Annotated in this window: 17 protein-coding genes; 7 read left to right on the top strand and 10 right to left on the bottom strand. The window is 66.9% G+C overall.

Annotated features, from left to right (window positions below; all coding sequences use genetic code 11):
* The first annotated feature begins 82 nt into the window (after positions 1-82).
* Complete coding sequence (locus ASE90_RS00210; protein WP_055994392.1) at positions 83-1534, top strand: ATP-binding protein; 1452 nt, start codon at positions 83-85, stop codon at positions 1532-1534.
* A gap of 113 nt (positions 1535-1647) precedes the next feature.
* On the opposite strand, the gene ASE90_RS00205 is transcribed toward ASE90_RS00210, so the two are convergent.
* The 5 genes from ASE90_RS00205 to serS all read right to left on the bottom strand — a co-directional run bounded on the left by ASE90_RS00205 (position 1648) and on the right by serS (position 7929).
* Complete coding sequence (locus tag ASE90_RS00205; RefSeq protein WP_055994389.1) at positions 1648-3030, bottom strand: leucyl aminopeptidase family protein; 1383 nt, start codon at positions 3028-3030, stop codon at positions 1648-1650.
* A 59-nt stretch (positions 3031-3089) separates the two neighbouring features.
* Complete coding sequence (rimO, locus tag ASE90_RS00200) at positions 3090-4421, bottom strand: 30S ribosomal protein S12 methylthiotransferase RimO (RefSeq protein WP_055994386.1); 1332 nt, start codon at positions 4419-4421, stop codon at positions 3090-3092.
* Between the two features lie 127 nt (positions 4422-4548).
* Positions 4549-5559 carry a potassium channel family protein gene (locus tag ASE90_RS00195; protein ID WP_055994383.1) on the bottom strand — a complete coding sequence of 337 codons (1011 nt, stop codon included), beginning with the start codon at positions 5557-5559 and terminating at the stop codon, positions 4549-4551.
* Positions 5556-6632: a peptidoglycan DD-metalloendopeptidase family protein gene (locus tag ASE90_RS00190; protein WP_082449240.1), complete on the bottom strand. Its 1077-nt coding sequence runs from the start codon at positions 6630-6632 to the stop codon at positions 5556-5558. The genes ASE90_RS00195 and ASE90_RS00190 overlap by 4 nt, the downstream gene beginning before the upstream one ends.
* A 19-nt stretch (positions 6633-6651) precedes the next feature.
* Complete coding sequence (gene serS / locus ASE90_RS00185; RefSeq protein ID WP_055994380.1) at positions 6652-7929, bottom strand: serine--tRNA ligase; 1278 nt, start codon at positions 7927-7929, stop codon at positions 6652-6654.
* Positions 7930-8024: 95 nt separating this feature from the next.
* Between serS and ASE90_RS00180 the strand changes: the two genes are divergently transcribed.
* The 3 genes from ASE90_RS00180 to dksA all read left to right on the top strand — a co-directional run bounded on the left by ASE90_RS00180 (position 8025) and on the right by dksA (position 10290).
* Entirely contained in the window at positions 8025-8477 is a 453-nt protein-coding gene (locus ASE90_RS00180) for a host attachment family protein (RefSeq protein WP_055994377.1), read from the top strand.
* A 70-nt stretch (positions 8478-8547) separates the two neighbouring features.
* A complete protein-coding gene (locus tag ASE90_RS20240; RefSeq protein ID WP_055994374.1) occupies positions 8548-9240 on the top strand; it encodes a hypothetical protein in 693 nt (230 codons plus the stop codon).
* Positions 9241-9831: 591 nt separating this feature from the next.
* Positions 9832-10290, top strand: coding sequence for an RNA polymerase-binding protein DksA (dksA, locus tag ASE90_RS00170; protein WP_055994371.1), 459 nt, complete (start codon positions 9832-9834; stop codon positions 10288-10290).
* 45 nt (positions 10291-10335) lie between these two features.
* On the opposite strand, the gene ASE90_RS00165 is transcribed toward dksA, so the two are convergent.
* The gene (locus tag ASE90_RS00165; protein WP_082449468.1) at positions 10336-10491 is read right to left on the bottom strand and encodes a YdcH family protein; all 156 of its coding nucleotides are present in this window, start codon (positions 10489-10491) and stop codon (positions 10336-10338) included.
* A 150-nt stretch (positions 10492-10641) separates the two neighbouring features.
* Between ASE90_RS00165 and ASE90_RS00160 the strand changes: the two genes are divergently transcribed.
* Both ASE90_RS00160 and ASE90_RS00155 read left to right on the top strand, forming a co-directional pair.
* Positions 10642-10839 carry a YdcH family protein gene (locus ASE90_RS00160; RefSeq protein ID WP_055994365.1) on the top strand — a complete coding sequence of 66 codons (198 nt, stop codon included), beginning with the start codon at positions 10642-10644 and terminating at the stop codon, positions 10837-10839.
* A gap of 83 nt (positions 10840-10922) precedes the next feature.
* Entirely contained in the window at positions 10923-11381 is a 459-nt protein-coding gene (locus ASE90_RS00155; RefSeq protein WP_055994363.1) for a DUF1465 family protein, read from the top strand.
* Here ASE90_RS00155 and ASE90_RS00150 read toward each other — a convergent pair.
* Entirely contained in the window at positions 11376-12320 is a 945-nt protein-coding gene (locus tag ASE90_RS00150; RefSeq protein WP_055994360.1) for an NAD(P)H-dependent flavin oxidoreductase, read from the bottom strand. The two genes, ASE90_RS00155 and ASE90_RS00150, sit on opposite strands and share 6 nt — an antisense overlap.
* 300 nt (positions 12321-12620) lie before the next feature.
* Here ASE90_RS00150 and ASE90_RS00145 point away from each other — a divergent pair, with 300 nt between their 5' ends.
* Entirely contained in the window at positions 12621-13022 is a 402-nt protein-coding gene (locus ASE90_RS00145; protein ID WP_055994358.1) for a hypothetical protein, read from the top strand.
* 198 nt (positions 13023-13220) lie between these two features.
* Here the strand turns inward: ASE90_RS00145 and ASE90_RS00140 are convergent, their stop codons facing one another.
* From ASE90_RS00140 to ASE90_RS00130, 3 genes are read right to left on the bottom strand one after another with little or no spacing between them, the layout of a single operon-like run.
* On the bottom strand, positions 13221-14555 hold the full coding sequence (locus tag ASE90_RS00140) for an Nramp family divalent metal transporter (RefSeq protein ID WP_055996940.1): 1335 nt from the start codon (positions 14553-14555) through the stop codon (positions 13221-13223).
* Positions 14556-14581: 26 nt separating this feature from the next.
* Entirely contained in the window at positions 14582-15583 is a 1002-nt protein-coding gene (locus ASE90_RS00135) for a ferritin-like domain-containing protein (protein WP_055994355.1), read from the bottom strand.
* Between the two features lie 20 nt (positions 15584-15603).
* Entirely contained in the window at positions 15604-16629 is a 1026-nt protein-coding gene (locus ASE90_RS00130) for a ferritin-like domain-containing protein (protein ID WP_055994352.1), read from the bottom strand.
* Positions 16630-16762 lie beyond the last annotated feature (133 nt).

Here is a 16762-nt window from a genome sequence, read left to right as displayed (position 1 = left end):
GAACGGTGCGATCGGCATGGCGTGCGACGGGCGTCGACGCAAGCGCTTGCCCCGACGCGGCACCACCGCCTAAAGACCCGCGATGACCGTGAACGTCGATATGGGGACGGACCCGGCGGGCAAGACCGTTCCCCTTGATCTCGAAGAATTGCTGGCGACCCGATTGCTGGTGCAGGGCAATTCGGGGTCGGGAAAGTCGCATCTCCTCCGCCGCCTGCTTGAACGCAGCGCGGGCCATGTCCAGCAGGTGGTGATTGATCCCGAAGGGGATTTCGTCACGCTGGCAGGCGCCTATGGTCATGTCGTGATCGAGGCGGCCGACCATAGCGAGCGCGAGGTCGCGAGGTTCGCGACGCGCGCGCGCGAGCATCGCGCCTCGGTGGTGCTCAGCCTAGAAGGGCTGGAGGCGGAGGGGCAGATGAAGTGCGCCGCCGCGTTCCTGAACGCGCTGTTCGATGCGCCGCGCGAGCATTGGTATCCGGCGCTGGTCGTGGTGGACGAAGCGCAGTTGTTCGCACCGGCGGGCGGCGGCGAGGTCGTCGAGGAAGTGCGGCGTGCGTCGCTGTCGGCGATGACCAACCTGATGTGCCGCGGGCGCAAGCGCGGCCTTGCCGGCGTGATCGCGACCCAGCGTCTGGCGAAGCTCGCCAAGAACGTCGCGGCCGAGGCGTCGAACTTTCTGATGGGGCGCACCTTCCTCGACATCGACATGGCGCGGGCGGCCGATCTGCTCGGCATGGAGCGGCGGCAGGCCGAGGCGATCCGCGATTTGCAGCGCGGGCATTTCCTCGCGCTCGGGCCGGCGGTGTCGCGGCGGCCGCTGTCGATCAAGATCGGCCCGGTGCAGACGTCGGCGCGCAGCGGCAGTCCCAAGCTGACGCCGCTGCCGAGCGCACCGGTGGCCGATATCAAGGGTTTGTTGCTCGCCCCGGTCGAGGCGATGCTGCCGCTGGGGCCGCCGATCCGGCACGTCGCGCCACCCGAAGCGGTGGAGGCAGCGATTGCCGCGCCGGTGCGGCCCAGCAACGCGCCCGACCTGCCCGAACGGTCGGCGGACGAAACCGATACGATCGTCGCGGAGGTGCTGCGGGCGCTGGTCGAGGACGAGGGCGATCAGCCACGCGCGGCGGCGGTGCTGTATCAGGACTTCGACGTGCGCTGCCGCATGGTGGGCCTGCCGCGCCCGCCGCTCGACCTGCCGGCCTTCACGCGGCGGCTGGCGTGCGCGCGGGCCGGCATTTTCGAAGCGCCGGACGAGGAATGGGCACAGGCGCTGGCGATCGCGGATGTGTTGCCCGACGACATGCTCGGCGCGTTCATGCTCATCGCGCGGGCGGCGCGGGAAGGGCGGCCCTGCCCGAGCGATGCGGCGATCGCGCGGACCTATGGGACGAGTTCGCTGGGGCGGGTAAAGCGGCTGCTCGCCTATATCGAGGGGCGCGATCTGCTGGTGTGCCGCATCGATCTGGCGGGGAAGCGGTCGATCGCGTTGCCGCATCTGGGGTGGACGACTGAGGCGGCGGAGGCGGCGTAACGCCTCGCCGCTGTGCGGGTAGGGGGAGCACCTCGAAACGCAGCGGTGCCGTATGGGGACATCCCCCTCCACCACCGCTTCGCGGCAGTCCCCCTCCCCGTGCCGGGGAGGATTCAGGGTTTGGCGTATCGGTCTTTCAGGAGCCGCCACGTCGCGCGCAGGCCATAGGCTTCACCGCCCTTCGCCCGGCCCGGCTTCGCCGCCGCGCGCCACGCGAAGGTGTCGAGATGCGCCCATGCGGTGCCCGGCGTCACGAACCGCCGCAGGAACAGCGCGGCGGTAACCGCGCCCGCCATGCCGCCATCGGGCGCGTTGACCATGTCGGCGATGTCGGATTTCAGCAGGTCGTCATAGCCATCCCATAGCGGCATCCGCCACAACGGATCCTCCTCCGCCGTGCCCGCCGCGAGCAGGTCGGCGGCGAGCGTATCGTCATTGGCAAAGGTCGCCGGCAGATCGGGGCCGAGTGCCACGCGCGCGGCACCGGTCAGGGTCGCGAAGTCGATCAGCAGGTCGGGGTGATCCTCGCACGCCCGGGTCAGCGCATCGCCCAAGACGAGCCGTCCTTCGGCATCGGTATTGGTGTTCTCGACCGTTAGCCCCTTGCGTGTGGTCAGCACGTCGCCGGGACGGAAGCTGTCGGCCGATACGCTGTTCTCGACCGCCGGGATCAGCAGATGGAGCCGGACCGGCAGATGCGTCTCCATCACCAGCCCGGCGAGGGCCAGCGCATGGGCCGCGCCGCCCATATCCTTCTTCATCAGGCGCATGCCCGAGGAGGGCTTGATATCGAGCCCGCCACTGTCAAAGCACACGCCCTTGCCCACCAGCGCGACGCGTGGATGCGCCGGATTGCCCCAGGCCAGTTCGATCAACCGGGGTTCGCGGCCTTTGGCGGCGGCCTTTCCGACCGCATGGATCATCGGAAAGCCGGTCTCCAGATCGCGGCCTGACGTGACGGTAACGGTCGCGCCGTGCGCGTCGCCGATCGTGCGGACGGCAATGGCGAGTTCGGCAGGGCCGAGGTCGGCGGCGGCGGTGTTGACCAGATCGCGGACCCGCGCGGTGGCGGCCGCCTGTCGCAGCGATTCGTCGATCCGGGCCGGTTCGTTGGAAAGCAGGATGCGGGGGGCGTCGTCATCGCCCTTGCGATAACGGGTGAAGCGATATTGCGCGGTCGCCCAGCCGAGTTTCGCCGCGCCGGGGGTACCGCTGGCGAGGCGATAGCTCCCGGCGGGAAGCTGTGCGGGCAGGTGCGCCAGATCCCATGCCGACAGGTTTGCCGGGTCGGCGACGACGGTGGCGACCGACCATTCTTCGGGTCGTTCGCCCGGCAGCGTCGCGGTCTTGCCCGCCTTGGCGACCAGCCGCTGCGCCGTCGCGGCGGCGCGGATGCGGGGGGGGTGCTGGTCAAGCCACGCATCGAACGCGGCTACGGGGATCAAGTGGATGGTACGGGCGTCCTGCCCGCGGTCGGCGATGATCATCGGAGTCATCGCTCGGATGTAGGGGGCGGGGGGCGTCCTGTGCAATCCTCCCCGTGCCGGGGAGGAGTTCAGGCCACCGAAACGCCGTACAGGTCGTGTTCGTCGGCGTCCTCGACCTCGACCTTGACGATATCGCCCTGGGCCAGATGGCCGGCGTCGCGAAGGAACACCTCGCCGTCGATGCCCGGCGCGTCGGCGGTGCTGCGGCCGGTCGCGCCGCCTTCCTCGCCGACCTCGTCGATGATGACGTCGATGGTGCGCCCGATCTTTGCGGCCAGCTTGGCGGCGGAGATGGCGGCGGTCTTTTCCATGATCCGCGCGTAGCGTTCTTCCTTCACCGCCTCCGGCACCGGATCGGGCAGCGCGTTGGCGGCGGCACCCTCGACAGGTTCGAAGCGGAACGCGCCGACCCGGTCGAGCTGCGCCTCGTCCAGCCAGTCGAGCAGATACTGGAAATCGGCTTCGGTCTCGCCCGGGAAACCGACCACGAATGACGAACGGATCGCGATGTCGGAGCACACCTCACGCCAGCCGCGCAGGCGTTCGAGCACCTTGGCATCGTTCGCCGGACGCTTCATCGCCTTTAGAACATTGGGCGAGGCGTGCTGGAACGGAATGTCGAGATACGGCAGCACCAGCCCCTCGGCCATCAGCGGGATGACGCTGTCGACATGCGGATAGGGATAGACATAGTGCAGCCGCACCCACGGCGCGATCTGTCCCAGTTCGCGCGCCAGATCGGTCATGTGCGGCACGACCTCGCGCCCCTTCCATGCGCGCGGTTCGCGGCGGATGTCGATGCCATAGGCCGACGTATCCTGGCTGATGACCAGCAATTCCTTCGTCCCCGCCGCGACCAGCTTTTCCGCCTCGCGCAGGATCGCGTCGGGGCGGCGGCTGGCCAGATCGCCGCGGATCGACGGGATGATGCAGAACGAGCAGCGGTGGTTGCAGCCCTCCGAAATCTTAAGATAGCTGTAATGGCGCGGCGTCAGCTTCAGCCCGCTCTCGGGCACAAGATCGACGAACGGCGAGGGGATCGGCGGCGCGGCTTCGTGCACCGCTTCGACCACCTGTTCGTACTGATGCGCGCCGGTGACGGCCAGCACCTGCGGGAAACGGGCGCGGATCGTCTCCGCCTCCTGTCCCATGCAGCCGGTGACGATGACGCGACCATTTTCGGCAATCGCCTCGCCGATCGCTTCGAGCGACTCTTCCTTGGCGGAATCGAGGAAACCGCAGGTATTGACCAGCACGACATCGGCCCCGGCATAGTCGGGCGACATCTGATACCCGTCGCTGCGCAATTTGGTCAGGATGCGTTCGCTGTCGACAAGGTTCTTGGGACAGCCGAGGGAAACCATCCCGACACGGGGAGGCGAAGGAAGACGAGTTGCCATGATTGCCCGGTCACATAGCGATTTCGGCAAAAAATGATAGGGGCGGTGGTGCGGTGCGGTTTGTCGCGTCCGGCGAAGGTCGTGACGCTGCGGAAACCGATCGGCCCGAACCGCGCGACCTCCGGCGTTACCTCGTGACCACTTCGACGATCATGTCGCCGGGTTGCAGGTTGCGGGCTTCGGGGCTGTCGAACCGGATCTTGTCGCCCTGCCGATAGACGCGCAGGCCAAGGCCGGTGGTGATCGCCGACAGCGGCTGACCGACCTCGTGCGCCGCGACCGGACGTTCGGACAGCGCGACCGCGCCGTCGATCGATGCCAGATCGAGCATGTAATCGGCGATATGCGGCCCGCGGCACGATCCGGCGAGCAGCAGCCCGGCGAAGCTGACCGGATTGATGACCGTCGTCGCCCCGGCGGCGCGGGCGGGAAACTCGTTGTCCTCCGCCTTCACGATCACGCTGATCGTCAGATCGGGTGCGAGATGGCGGGCGGTCAGCGTCACCAGCACCGACGTATCATCGCGACCGGTGGCGATGATCAGCGCCCGGGCGCGGGCGATGCAGACATCGTTCAGCGTCGCGTCGCGGGTGGCATCGGCCAGCAGCACGATGCAGCCCAGTTTCTGTGCGGCGTCGAGATGCGCTTGGACGGGATCGATTACGACGATACGACGCGGGTCCTCGCCCCGCGCGACCAGTTCGTCGACCGCCTCGGACCCGGTCTTGCCGAAGCCGGCGACGACGATGTGACCGGTCAGTTTGTCTTGCAACAGCGCCATGCGCCAACGCTCCCAATTGCGCCGAAGGACGAATTGATAGGTCGTGCCGATGAACAGCAGCACGACGAAGACCCGGATCGGCGTAACGATCAACGCGTCGAACAGCCGCGCGCGTTCGCTGACCGGCGCGATATCGCCATAGCCGGTGGTCGTGATCGAGATCATCGTGAAGTAGATCACGTCGGCGAAGCTGACCTGCCCGTCATAATTGTCGCGCAGACCCTTGCGATCGAACCAGTGCACCGCGACCGCGATGCCGACCAGCGTCAGGACCGCGACCACCCGCCACAGGATCGACGCCCAGACCGGTAGCGGCGACGATTGCCGCAGGACGGCGCGGCGGAACGGCGGCTTCACCGGCGCGGCAGTCGCGACAGCGGATCAACCGGGGTACGGCCGGACCGCACCTCGAAATGGACCGCCGGGCGTTCGGCATAGCCGGTGTCGCCCGACAGTGCGATCTTCTGCCCCTTCTTCACCGCCTGCCCGCGCTGCACCAGCAACTGGCTGGCATGGCCGTACACGGTGGTGAGGCCGCTGCCGTGGCGGATGATGACCACCCCGCCAAGCCCCGGCACGCCGGTGCCGACATAGGCGACGGTCCCGGCGGCGGCAGCGGCGATCGGCGTGTCGATCGGGACCGCAATCTTTATGCCGTTGTTGCGCTCCCCGCTGTCGCCCGCGCCGAATCGTTTGAACACCCGGCCATCGACCGGCCAGATCAGCGTGCCCGGATCGGCGCTGGGCGGGACGACGGCAGCGGTCGACGGCAGGACCCGGCGGGGCGAGGTGACGGCGGGGGCAGGGCGTGCGTCTGGTTCGATCGCCGGTTCGCCGCCGGTCAGGATGTCGTCGATGTCGAGCTGGAACGCGGCGGCGCGTTCGGCGGCCGACCGCGGCACGGCATCGACCGGGATCAGAATGCGCTGCCCGGCCCGCAGGATGAACGGTTCGGTAAGCGCGTTCGCCGTGGCGATGCGCGACCAGTCGACGCCGTACGCGCGGGCGATGGCGATGCCGCTCTCGCCTTTGCCGACCATATGGTAGCGGCCGCCGGGGATGGCCAGGCGCTGCCCCGCGCGGATCATGAACGGCGGCGGCAGATTATTGGCGCGCGCGATCGCCTCGGTCCCGGCACCGGTCAGGTTGGCGATGCCGCGCAGCGTATCGCCGGAGCGGACGACATAGCTGCTGGGCGCGACGCTCCGCGCGTCGGGCACGACCCGCTTCGCTTCCCATGCGGGCGGCGGCGACGGCAGGGCGGTGACGCCGTCGCCTTGGGACTCGGTGGCGGGCGGCGTGCCGGGGGCGGCGATCGGTGCCGGTTCGACGGTCGGCTGTGACGCGATGCGGCCCGGATTGGACGGGATACAGCCACTCGCGCCGATCATCAGCGCCGCCGCTATCGCACCCCCTATCGCGAACCGCATCACCGCCCCCGTTCGTTGCTTAACCCGCCGGCGTCAGGACGTCCTGCCCGACATACCGGCGCAGCACGTCGGGCACGACGACCGAGCCGTCGGCCTGCTGATAATTCTCCAGCACTGCCACCAGCGTCCGCCCGACCGCAAGGCCGGACCCGTTGAGGCTATGGACGAAGCGCGTCGCCTTCTCCCGTTCCGGGCGATAGCGCGCGTTCATGCGGCGCGCCTGAAAATCGGTGCAGGTCGAACAGCTCGAAATCTCGCGATACCGGTTCTGGCCCGGCAGCCATACTTCGAGATCATAGGTTCGCGCCGCCGAAAAGCCCATGTCGCCGGTACACAGTTTCATGCGACGGAACGGCAGGACGAGGCGGTTGAGGATATCCTCCGCCGCCTGCGTCATCCGCTCATGCTCGGCGTCCGACTGGTCGGGGGTGGTGATCGATACCATTTCCGCCTTCTCGAACTGATGCTGGCGGATGAAACCCCGTGTGTCGCGCCCGGCGGCTCCCGCTTCCGAACGGAAGCACATGGTGAGCGCGGTGAAGCGCAGCGGCAACTCGCGCTCGGCCAGGATCTGCCCGGCAACGATGTTGGTCAGCGATACCTCGGCGGTCGGGATCAGCCAGTGATCGCCGGTCGTGCGGAACAGGTCCTCGGCGAATTTCGGCAACTGACCGGTGCCGTACAGCGCCTCGCCACGCACCAGCACCGGCGGCACGACCTCTTCAAAGCCATGGATGCCGGTCAGCGTATCGAGCATGAACTGGCCGAGCGCACGATGCAGTTTGGCAGCTGCACCGCGGACCAGCGTGAAGCGTGCGCCCGACAGCTTGGCCCCGGTTTCGAAATCGAGACCGATCGCCGGCCCGATCGCGTCATGCTCGGCGGGGGGGAAGGCAAAGGCGGTGGGATCGCCGACCGTCTTTTCGACGACATTCTCGTCCTCGCCCGTCCCTTGCGGAACGTCGGCGAGCGGAAGATTTGGGATCGCGGCAAGGCGAGCGGTCAGTTCCTCGCCGAGCATCGCCTCCTCCGCCTCGATCGCGGGCATCCGCTCCTTGAGCGTTGCGACTTCGGCCATCAGCGCGGTGGCGGTCGCTTCGTCGTGGCTTGCCTTGGCCGCGCCGATCGCCTTCGACGCTTCGTTGCGGCGCGCCTGCGCGACCTGCACTTCGGTCAGCAGGGCGCGACGGCGTTCGTCGAGATCGACGATCGCGGCCGACAGGGGCTCCATCCCGCGGCGGGCAAGGGCGGCATCGAAGGCGACGGGATCGTCGCGGATCAGGCGGATATCGTGCATGGCCGGGCTATGGCGAGCGCCGGTCGGCCATGCAAGCCGCAACCGCCGCCGCCGCCGGTGCGTTGGGCGGTCGTTGCAATCAGAGGAGAGATGGAATGCGGATTCCCCATGACGCCTGTGTGTTGGTCGCGGATGGCCGCAAAATGCTGTTTTTCCGCAACGAGGGCGATGCGAATACGCCGAACCTGGTCGTCGAGGATCAGGCGATGCAGGCGAACCCCGCCGATCGCCATCAGAAGACCGACGCCGCCGGACAGGCGCAGTCGATCCGTGGCGGCAATTTCGCGCAGGGCGGCGGCAGCATGGGCGAGACCGACTATCATCAGCAGGCGGAGGATCGCTTCGCCGCCGAAGCGGCCGAACTGCTGCGCAAGCGCGCGCTGGCCAACGAGTTCGAGGCGCTGATCGTCGTCGCCCCGCCCAAGACGCTGGGCGAGATGCGCAAGCACTATCACAAGACGGTCAGCGAGCGTCTGACCGGTGAACTCGACAAGGACCTGACCGGCCATCCGGTCGACCAGATCGAAAAGCTGATTTCGGCCGCGTGATCGACCCGCGGACCGTGCGTTGTCGCGCGCGGTCCGTTAGTCGGCGACGGCGGTCCTGCGTGCCAACCGCTTGCGCAAAACCAGCGCCGCAGCCGCTCCGCCGAACAGCAGCAGCATCGGCGGGGCGGGGACCGGCGTCGGGCCGTCCGGGTTTCCGGGCGGCGGCTTGCCGTTCGAACTGCCGTTCGAGCTCCACCCGCCGTTCGAACTCCAGCCCTTGCTCGACGAGCCGTTCGACGAGGATGAGGTCGATGTGCTGGTCGAACCCGACGATGCTGAGGACGTGCTGGTCGAAACGTTGCCGCTCGACGAAGACGAGGTTGATGACGAGACGTCGCCGCTGGACGAGGCCGACGACGATACATTGCCGCTCGACGAAGACGACACGTTTCCACTGGATGAGGAGGAAACATTGCCGCTGCTGCCGCCGGAGGCGGACGACGTGCTGCTGGTGCTCGAAACGCCGCCGGTGCTGGTCGACGACCCGCCCGACGACGTCGAGGAAGAAGAGCCCCCCGAGCCACCCGACGAGGTAGAGGTCGAACCGCCGCTGGTACTCGATGTCGAGGATACGATGATCCCGCTCGACCCGCCGCCGGAACCGCCGCCGCCGAAGAAGCCGCCGGCAAAGAAACCGCCACCGATCCCGCCGCCGCCGGTGCCACCGACCAGTACCGGTCCGCCGCCAAAGCCGCCGCCGCCCAGCATCGGCGACATGTCCGTACCGGTGAAGGCCGGGGGCAGCGGGACCGGTGCCCCCTGACTGGCGACGGTTACCACGGTCGGCGGGCACACCGTCTTGGTCCGCGTGACGACGCGGGTGACGACACGGCGCAGCGCCGGACGGGGCGCTGCACGTTTGGTGATGGCGCGTTTGGTAATGGCCCGCTTCGTGATCTCACGGTTCTGGGCAGATTCGGCGACATGCACGGCACCACCGCCAAGGACGGCACCACCGCAGGCACATGCGCACAGTTTCGCCAGGGCCATCTTCACCGACATGCCGCACCATTCTTCCTGTAAGAACCACCGGTCATCGCGTCGCCACGATACTCGGGGGTTAGTCTGCTCCACCAAGACAAAACAAAGCGTAAAACTCAACCCATGCCGGGTTCGTTTTGCCGCCTTATTTGGGAACGGCGCGACACGCTAGCCGGCGACGGCGGTTAACGTACCGTAAAGGGACGTGGGTTCACAAGCGAACCGATCCGGTTAACCCTTTTGAACCGCCGCGCTTTCGACGGCTGGTCCTGGACGCTTGTGGTGCTGCCTTCCGCCCGATATAGGCGCGCGGACAAACGAGAGGCGGCACCCCGCGGACTTCGTCAGGGGAAGCTCCGGGGTGGAGATTGGGATGGCCACGGTTTTGAGCGATACGACACGACCTCTCGACATACCGCCGCCGGCAAATGATGACGGGTATCGTCCGCACGCGGACGAGCCGTTCATGAATCCGCGGCAACAGGCCTATTTTCGCGCCAAGCTGCTCGCTTGGAAGGAAGCGATCCTGCGCGAATCGCAGGATACGCTGGCGCATCTTCAGAATGAATCGCTGCGAGAGGCGGATCTGACCGATCGTGCGTCGAGCGAGACCGACTGGTCGATCGAACTGCGGACCCGCGACCGGCAGCGCAAGCTGATCTCCAAGATCGAGGCGGCGGTGCGTCGGATCGACGACGGTGAATATGGGTATTGCGAGGTGACCGGAGAGCCGATCGCGCTGGGCCGGCTGGAAGCGCGTCCGATCGCGACGATGACGGTAGAGGCGCAAAGCCGTCACGAACGGCAGGAAAAGGTTTCGCGCGAGGAATAGCGTCGATGCGAAGCGCGGGGCCGATGACCGACCCCGCGCGGTGCGTCACAGCGACGATATCTCCTGCTTCACCTGCAATTTGCGTTTCTTTAGCGACGACAGGAGCGACTGATCGGGCGCGGGGCGATGGGTCTCTACCGAAATCTGTCGGTCGAGCGTCGCGTGTTTCGCTTCGAGTGCGGTGAGGTGGGCAGACTGCATCGTTGCATCCTCCTGCTTGGCTGTTGGGGGAATGAGTAGAACACAGGACCGGGCCAATGTCGCCATGTCCGATGGGATTTTCGACACGACGTGCGAAAATCGCTGACGGACCGTTGCCAGCGCCCGGACGGCGGGTGACTATGGGAGCCGATGGACGAATCGGACCTTGAGCAGCGGCTGGGACTGTTGCGGATCGAGCACCGCGATCTGGACGACGCGATTGCGGCGTTGGCAACCGCGACTCACCTCGACCAGTTGCAGCTGGCACGGCTGAAACGCCGCAAATTGCGCCTCCGCGACGAAATGGCGGCGATCGAGGACCAGCTGATCCCCGATATCATCGCCTGATCGTCATATTCGGGGACGGACGGCACAGCCAGCCAATCCGGCCGCCTCTTTCGCGAGTCGAGCCGGCGTGGCATCCTGCCGCCATGGACGTAGCCGAAAACGGTGCGATGGTGCATCGCCGATTGATCGATTCGATGTACGTCGAAGCGATGGTGCTCGCCGATGAGGCACGAGCCTATTTCGATCAGGTCGGGATGGCCGAGCGGGCGACGCTCGATCCCATGGCGCGTGTGGTGCTGTCCTGCGAGTCGCTGAAGATCACGACCCGGTTGATGCACGTCATTGCATGGCTGTTGACGCAGAAGGCGATCGACGCGGGCGAGATGTCGCAGGAAATGGGTGACGATCCGTTGCGCACGCTGGCCGCCGGGCCGGCAACCGACGACGACACGCTGGGGGCGATGCCGGTGGGCACGCAGACGCTGATCCGGGCGAGCGTTGATCTGTATCGCCGGGCGGAACGGATGGAGCGGTCGCGGAGCGCACCGCCGGCAGCCAGTCCCGCGCGGGCGATGTTCGAACGGCTGGCGACGCGGCTATAGCAGGCGGGTACGGGCGGCCTGATATTCGGCCGCCATCCGGGCGACAAGATCGGCGGCGGGGACGACCGCGTCGACCGCGCCGATGCCTTGCCCGGCACCCCAAATATCCTTCCATGCCTTGGCCGCCGAACCGAAATTCATCGCCGAATGGTCGCTTTCGGGAAGAGCGTCGGGATCGAGTCCGGCTGCGACGATCGAGCCACGCAGATAATTGCCGTGTACGCCGGTGAACAGATTGCTGTAGACGATATCGTCGGCGCGACCGTCGACCACCGCCTGCTTATAGGCCGGGACGGCACTGGCTTCGGCGGTCGCGATGAAGGGGGATCCGACATAGGCGAGGTCGGCACCCGCTGCCTGCGCCGCGAGTACCGCCCCGCCATTGGCGATCGCGCCCGACAGCGCGAGCGGGCCGTCGAACCATTGCCGCACCTCCTGCGTGAAGGCGAAGGGGTTGAGACGACCGGCATGACCGCCGGCCCCGGTGCAGACGAGAATCAGCCCGTCGGCACCCTTTTCCACCGCCTTGTGCGCGAAGCGGTCATCGATCACGTCGTGCAGGATAATGCCGCCCCAGCCATGGACGGCAGTATTGAGATCCTCGCGCGCGCCGAGCGAGGTGATGACGATCGGAACTTTCCATTTGGCACAGGTAGCAAGGTCCGCCTCCAGCCGATCGTTCGAACGGTGGACGATCTGGTTCACCGCGAACGGCGCGGCGGGACGGTCGGGATGGGCGCGGTCATGCGCGGCCAGTTCCTCGGTAATGCGGTGCAACCATTCGTCGAGCTGCGCCTGCGGGCGGGCGTTCAGCGCCGGGAACGAGCCGACGATCCCCGCCTTGCACTGCGCGATGACCAGATCGGGGCCGGAGATGATGAAGAGCGGCGAGCCGATCACGGGGAGGGCGAGCGTTTCGAACAGGGGAGGGAGCGCCATATCAGTTTCATAGCGCAACCATAATCGCTGTCCAGTGGCGGAAGTTGGCGAAGTTGACACGATGGCGATGTTGGAGCTTTGGGCCGGTCGCGTTTAAGTACAGCGATGGCAATTGGTTAGAACGGTTCGCATCGCGCCGATGTTTACACTGGCTGCGCCGCGAGCTCGAAATCGGAACGGTGCTTTCAAAGAACAGTCGCATCGTCGCACGGCCCGGCAAAGTAGGAAAGCTTGCCCGCCACCTATGGCCAACGCGTTGTTAACCCGTCTGTCCTATCGTCGTTCGCGACAGAGAGAGGGATGATGATGGTCGAGGTCACGCGCAAGCGTAGTCTGGTGCTGTTCGAGGTCGGTGCGGCGGCGCTGTTGCTGTTGCTGGCGTTCGGGCTGGCGGCGAAGGGGGTGCTCGACATGCATCATTATCCGAGCCAGCCGGTCGTGGCGGCGGCATTCGCAACGCCGGCCGGGTGCGACTATGCCGGTGAGAAGTCGACCGTCCGGGTGCCCGCGCCCTGCGTCGTCGCCGCGTATCGGCTGACCGGGCTGACCGATCTCGGCCTTAGTGCTGCCAGGGCCGACGAGCATTGGTACCGGGTCGGCGACGATGCGCTGCTGCTGCTCTGTGTCAATGGCGACGCGACTTGCCTGGTGCGGGCGCGGGTGTCGGGCAAGTTCGTGCACGGCGCGGGCGATCAGGCTTAGGAGCGATCGACATTCAGCGACAACCACGGAATTTCGTCATTCCCGCGCAGGCGGGAAGCGATAGACGCCGAGGGTTTGGCTGGATTCGCGACGCCGGCATATATGGACTCCCGCCTGCGCGGGAGTGACGAAAGGCGATGGAACACTAATCCGGCGTCCAGCGAACCGAATGTCAAGCCCGTCTAGTTTAGATGCCGGTCAGCCGGTCACGACCTGATACAACAGCACCGAATTGAGCACGATCACTGCCGCACAGATCGTCGATGCCGCCATCGCAAGGACCGGGCGGTTGGCGAATTGGCCCATCTTGGCGCGATCGCCGGTGAAGCGGACCAGCGGGTAGACCGCGAAGGGGAGTTGCAGGCTCAACACCACCTGGCTGGCGATCAGCAATTGCGCGGTCCCGCTCTCGCCATACAGGCTGGCGACAACCACCGCCGGCACGATCGCGATCAGCCGGGTGACGATCCGCCGCAGCCACGACGGCAGCCGGATGTTCAGGAACCCTTCCATCACGATCTGTCCGGCGAGCGTCCCGGTGATCGTCGAGTTCTGCCCCGATGCCAGCAAGGCGACGGCGAACAGGATGCTGGCGGCACCGGCACCGAGCATCGGCGTCAACAACTGATACGCGTCCTGAATTTCCGCCACGTCGGTCCGCCCGGCGGTGTGGAAGGTCGCGGCGGCGAGGATCAGGATCGATCCGTTGATGAACAACGCCAGCATCAGCGCGATCGAGCTGTCGATGGTGGCGAGCTTCACCGCTTCGCGCCGGCCCTCGACCGATCGATCGAAGCTGCGCGTCTGCACGATCGAACTGTGCAGATAGAGGTTGTGCGGCATCACCGTCGCGCCGAGGATGCCGATCGCTATGTACAGCATCGCCGGGTTGGTGACGATCTCCGCACGCGGAATCAGGCCGCCCGCGATGGCGGCGAGCGAGGGTTGGGCAAGCGCCAGCTCGACCGCGAAGCAGCCCGCGATAACGATCAGCAGGGCGACGATGAACGCCTCCAGCTTGCGAAAGCCATATTGCTGGAGCAGCAGGATCAGCATCACGTCGACCGCGGTGATGCACACGCCCCATACGAGGGGAATACCGAACAGGAGTTGCAAGGCGATGGCGGTGCCGATCACCTCCGCCAGATCGCAGGCGATGATCGCCAGTTCGCATAAGGCCCACAGCACCCAGCGGGTCGGTGCCGGATAATATTCACGGCATGCCTGCGCAAGGTCGAGGCCGGTGACAATGCCGAGCTTGGCCGACAGCGATTGCAGCACCATCGCCATGATGTTCGACAGCAGGACGACCGACAACAGCGTATAGCCGAACGCCGATCCGCCGGCGATGTCGGTCGCCCAGTTGCCCGGGTCCATATAACCGACCGCGACCATATAGCCGGGGCCGGCAAAGGCGCCGAGTTTGCGCCAGAACTGGCCCGCACCGGCCGGAACGGGCACGGTGCGGAACGATCCGGGAAGGCTGGGTCGACGTTCGGGGACCGGTTCGGCGGCGGACGGTGGTGGTGCCATGGTCGGTCGCATTCCCCGGAGACGTGTCAAATCGCGGCGCTGGTCTTCAGCAGCCCGTTGACGCCTGCGGGGAAGAACCCGCCGAGCGCGACCGAGGTCCGCGTCTGGTACGCCACGTTCAGAACCTGGGCCGGCGCGCGGGCATAGGTGATGCCGCTGCCGTCGGTCGGCACGATATTCGACGCGTTGTTGGCGGGGCGCACCCCCTGATCGATATCGGCGGCGCCGTCGAACCCGTCGCGGGCGGTCGACAACGCTTCGGTCGCGTCGATCAGTGCCGGGGTGGCAATGCCGCGACGGTAGAGCGCCGACCGGATCAGGCCGGCATGATAGGATTTGGCACCCTGCATCCCGGCGGCGGCATCGAGGAACGTGGCACCGGCGAGCGATCCGATGATCCCGCGATAGGCGGTGACGACGACATCCTCGAACACGAACGCGCCGAGCAGGAAGCGATCGTCGCTTTCATACACGTCATAGGTCGCCGTCGCGGCGGTGATGAGCGCGGCGGTGCGGGCAAGGTTGGAAAAGGCGCTGGTCGCGGTGACGCCAAGGTCGATCGCGGGCTGCGCGATCACGGTCGAACCGATCACGCCGCGCAGAAAGGCAACATGGGCACGGGTGTCGGCGGCGAGTTCGCGGGCATAGCGACCGATCGTCGCATCTTCGAACACGCGTTGCCGGCCGCCGGTCGCCGCACCGGCGGTGCCGCTGCCGCCGAGCAGGCTGGCGTCGAGGCCGGCACCGGTCGTGGCGACGCTGTAATATTGCGCCTGCAGATACGCGAAGTTCAGCGTGAAGTTCAGAATGTCCGCATCCGTCGCCGGGCTCGGCACCGGTGTCGGTGTGCCCGATGCGGTCGGCGTGGGGGTGGGCGTCGGCGTCGGCGCAGGATTGCCGTTGTTGCCACCGCAGGCGGCAAGCAGCCCGGCCCCGGCGACGGCGGCGGAGACGCCACCGGCGGCGCGCAGGAAGTCGCGGCGGCTGTCGCCGGCATTGCGGTCCATCAGGATCGATTCGTTGGTCATTGGTCTCGCTCCCGAAAGGCTCAGTTCGCCGCGCTGGTCTTGATGTTGCCGTTGACGCCGGCGGGGAAGAACCCGCCCGTCGCGACGGCATTGCGGTTCAGATAGGCGATGTTGAGCACCTGTCCGGTGGTGCGGCCGTAAGGCAGGCCGTTGGTGTCGAACGGCATGATGTTCGACTGGTCGCCGATCGGGCGGATGCCCTGATCGATATCGATGCCGCCGTCGAGGCTGTCGCGCGCGTTGGAGATCGATTCGGTCGCATCGATCAGTGACGGTGCCGCCAGCCCGCGGACATAGAGCGCCGAACGGATCATCGACGCATGATAGGCTTCCGCGGCGAGGATGCCGGCGGCGGCCTGTCGGATCAGCGTGTTGGCGATGATCGGCAGCGCACCGCGATAGGCGGTGACGCCGACATCCTCGAACAGATAGGCGGCCAGCAGGAAATTATCGTCGCTGGCGTACGGATCGAAGGTCTCGCCGGCGCCGATCAGCCCGGCGGCCCGTGCGGCGTTCGAAAACGCGCTGGTCGCGGTCGCGCCGATGTCGAGTGCGGGCATGGCGACGGCGGAGTTGCCGAGCGCGTTGCGGATGAATTCGACGTGGGCGATTTCGTCCTGTGCGATTTCGCGGGCGAAATTGGCGATGACGGGGTCGTTCAGCGTCGCCTTGCGTCCACCCGTCACTGCGCCCGGCGTCGTGCCGGTCGGGCCGGTCAGCAGGCTGGCGGCAAGGCCGGTGCCGTTGGCGGCGAAGGCATAGAATTGCGCTTCGAGATATTCGAGATTCAACGCGAAGTTCAGCACGTCGATGTCGGACGCACCGGCGGTTCCCGACGGGGAAGGGGTCGGGGTCGGCGTGGGCGTTGCGGTGGAGGTCCCGGTGGGGGTCGGCGTCGGCGAGGAATTGCCGCTATCGCACGAGGTCAGCGCGAGGCCGCCGCCGATCGCCGCGGCGGCACCGAACGCTCGGAAGAAGTCGCGGCGTTCCTCACGCCGGCGCGCCCGTACGTCCAGCGCTTCTACCATCTGTGTCTCGTCGGTCATCTACCGGTTCCCTTAACGCGTTCGGCCCCGTCCCGCACGGAATCGCGGAACGACCCGGGCCAGTCGTGTGACGTGCGCGCCATGATGGCGGCGCGCGTGCCCGTTGCCGACGTGCTGTATTGCGTGTGGGCGC

The organism is Sphingomonas sp. Leaf67 (assembly GCF_001421965.1).
In the GTDB taxonomy this organism is placed as follows: Bacteria; Pseudomonadota; Alphaproteobacteria; order Sphingomonadales; family Sphingomonadaceae; genus Sphingomonas.
Note: the sequence above shows the minus strand (reverse complement) of the source record. Positions and strands in the feature narration are given on the sequence as shown.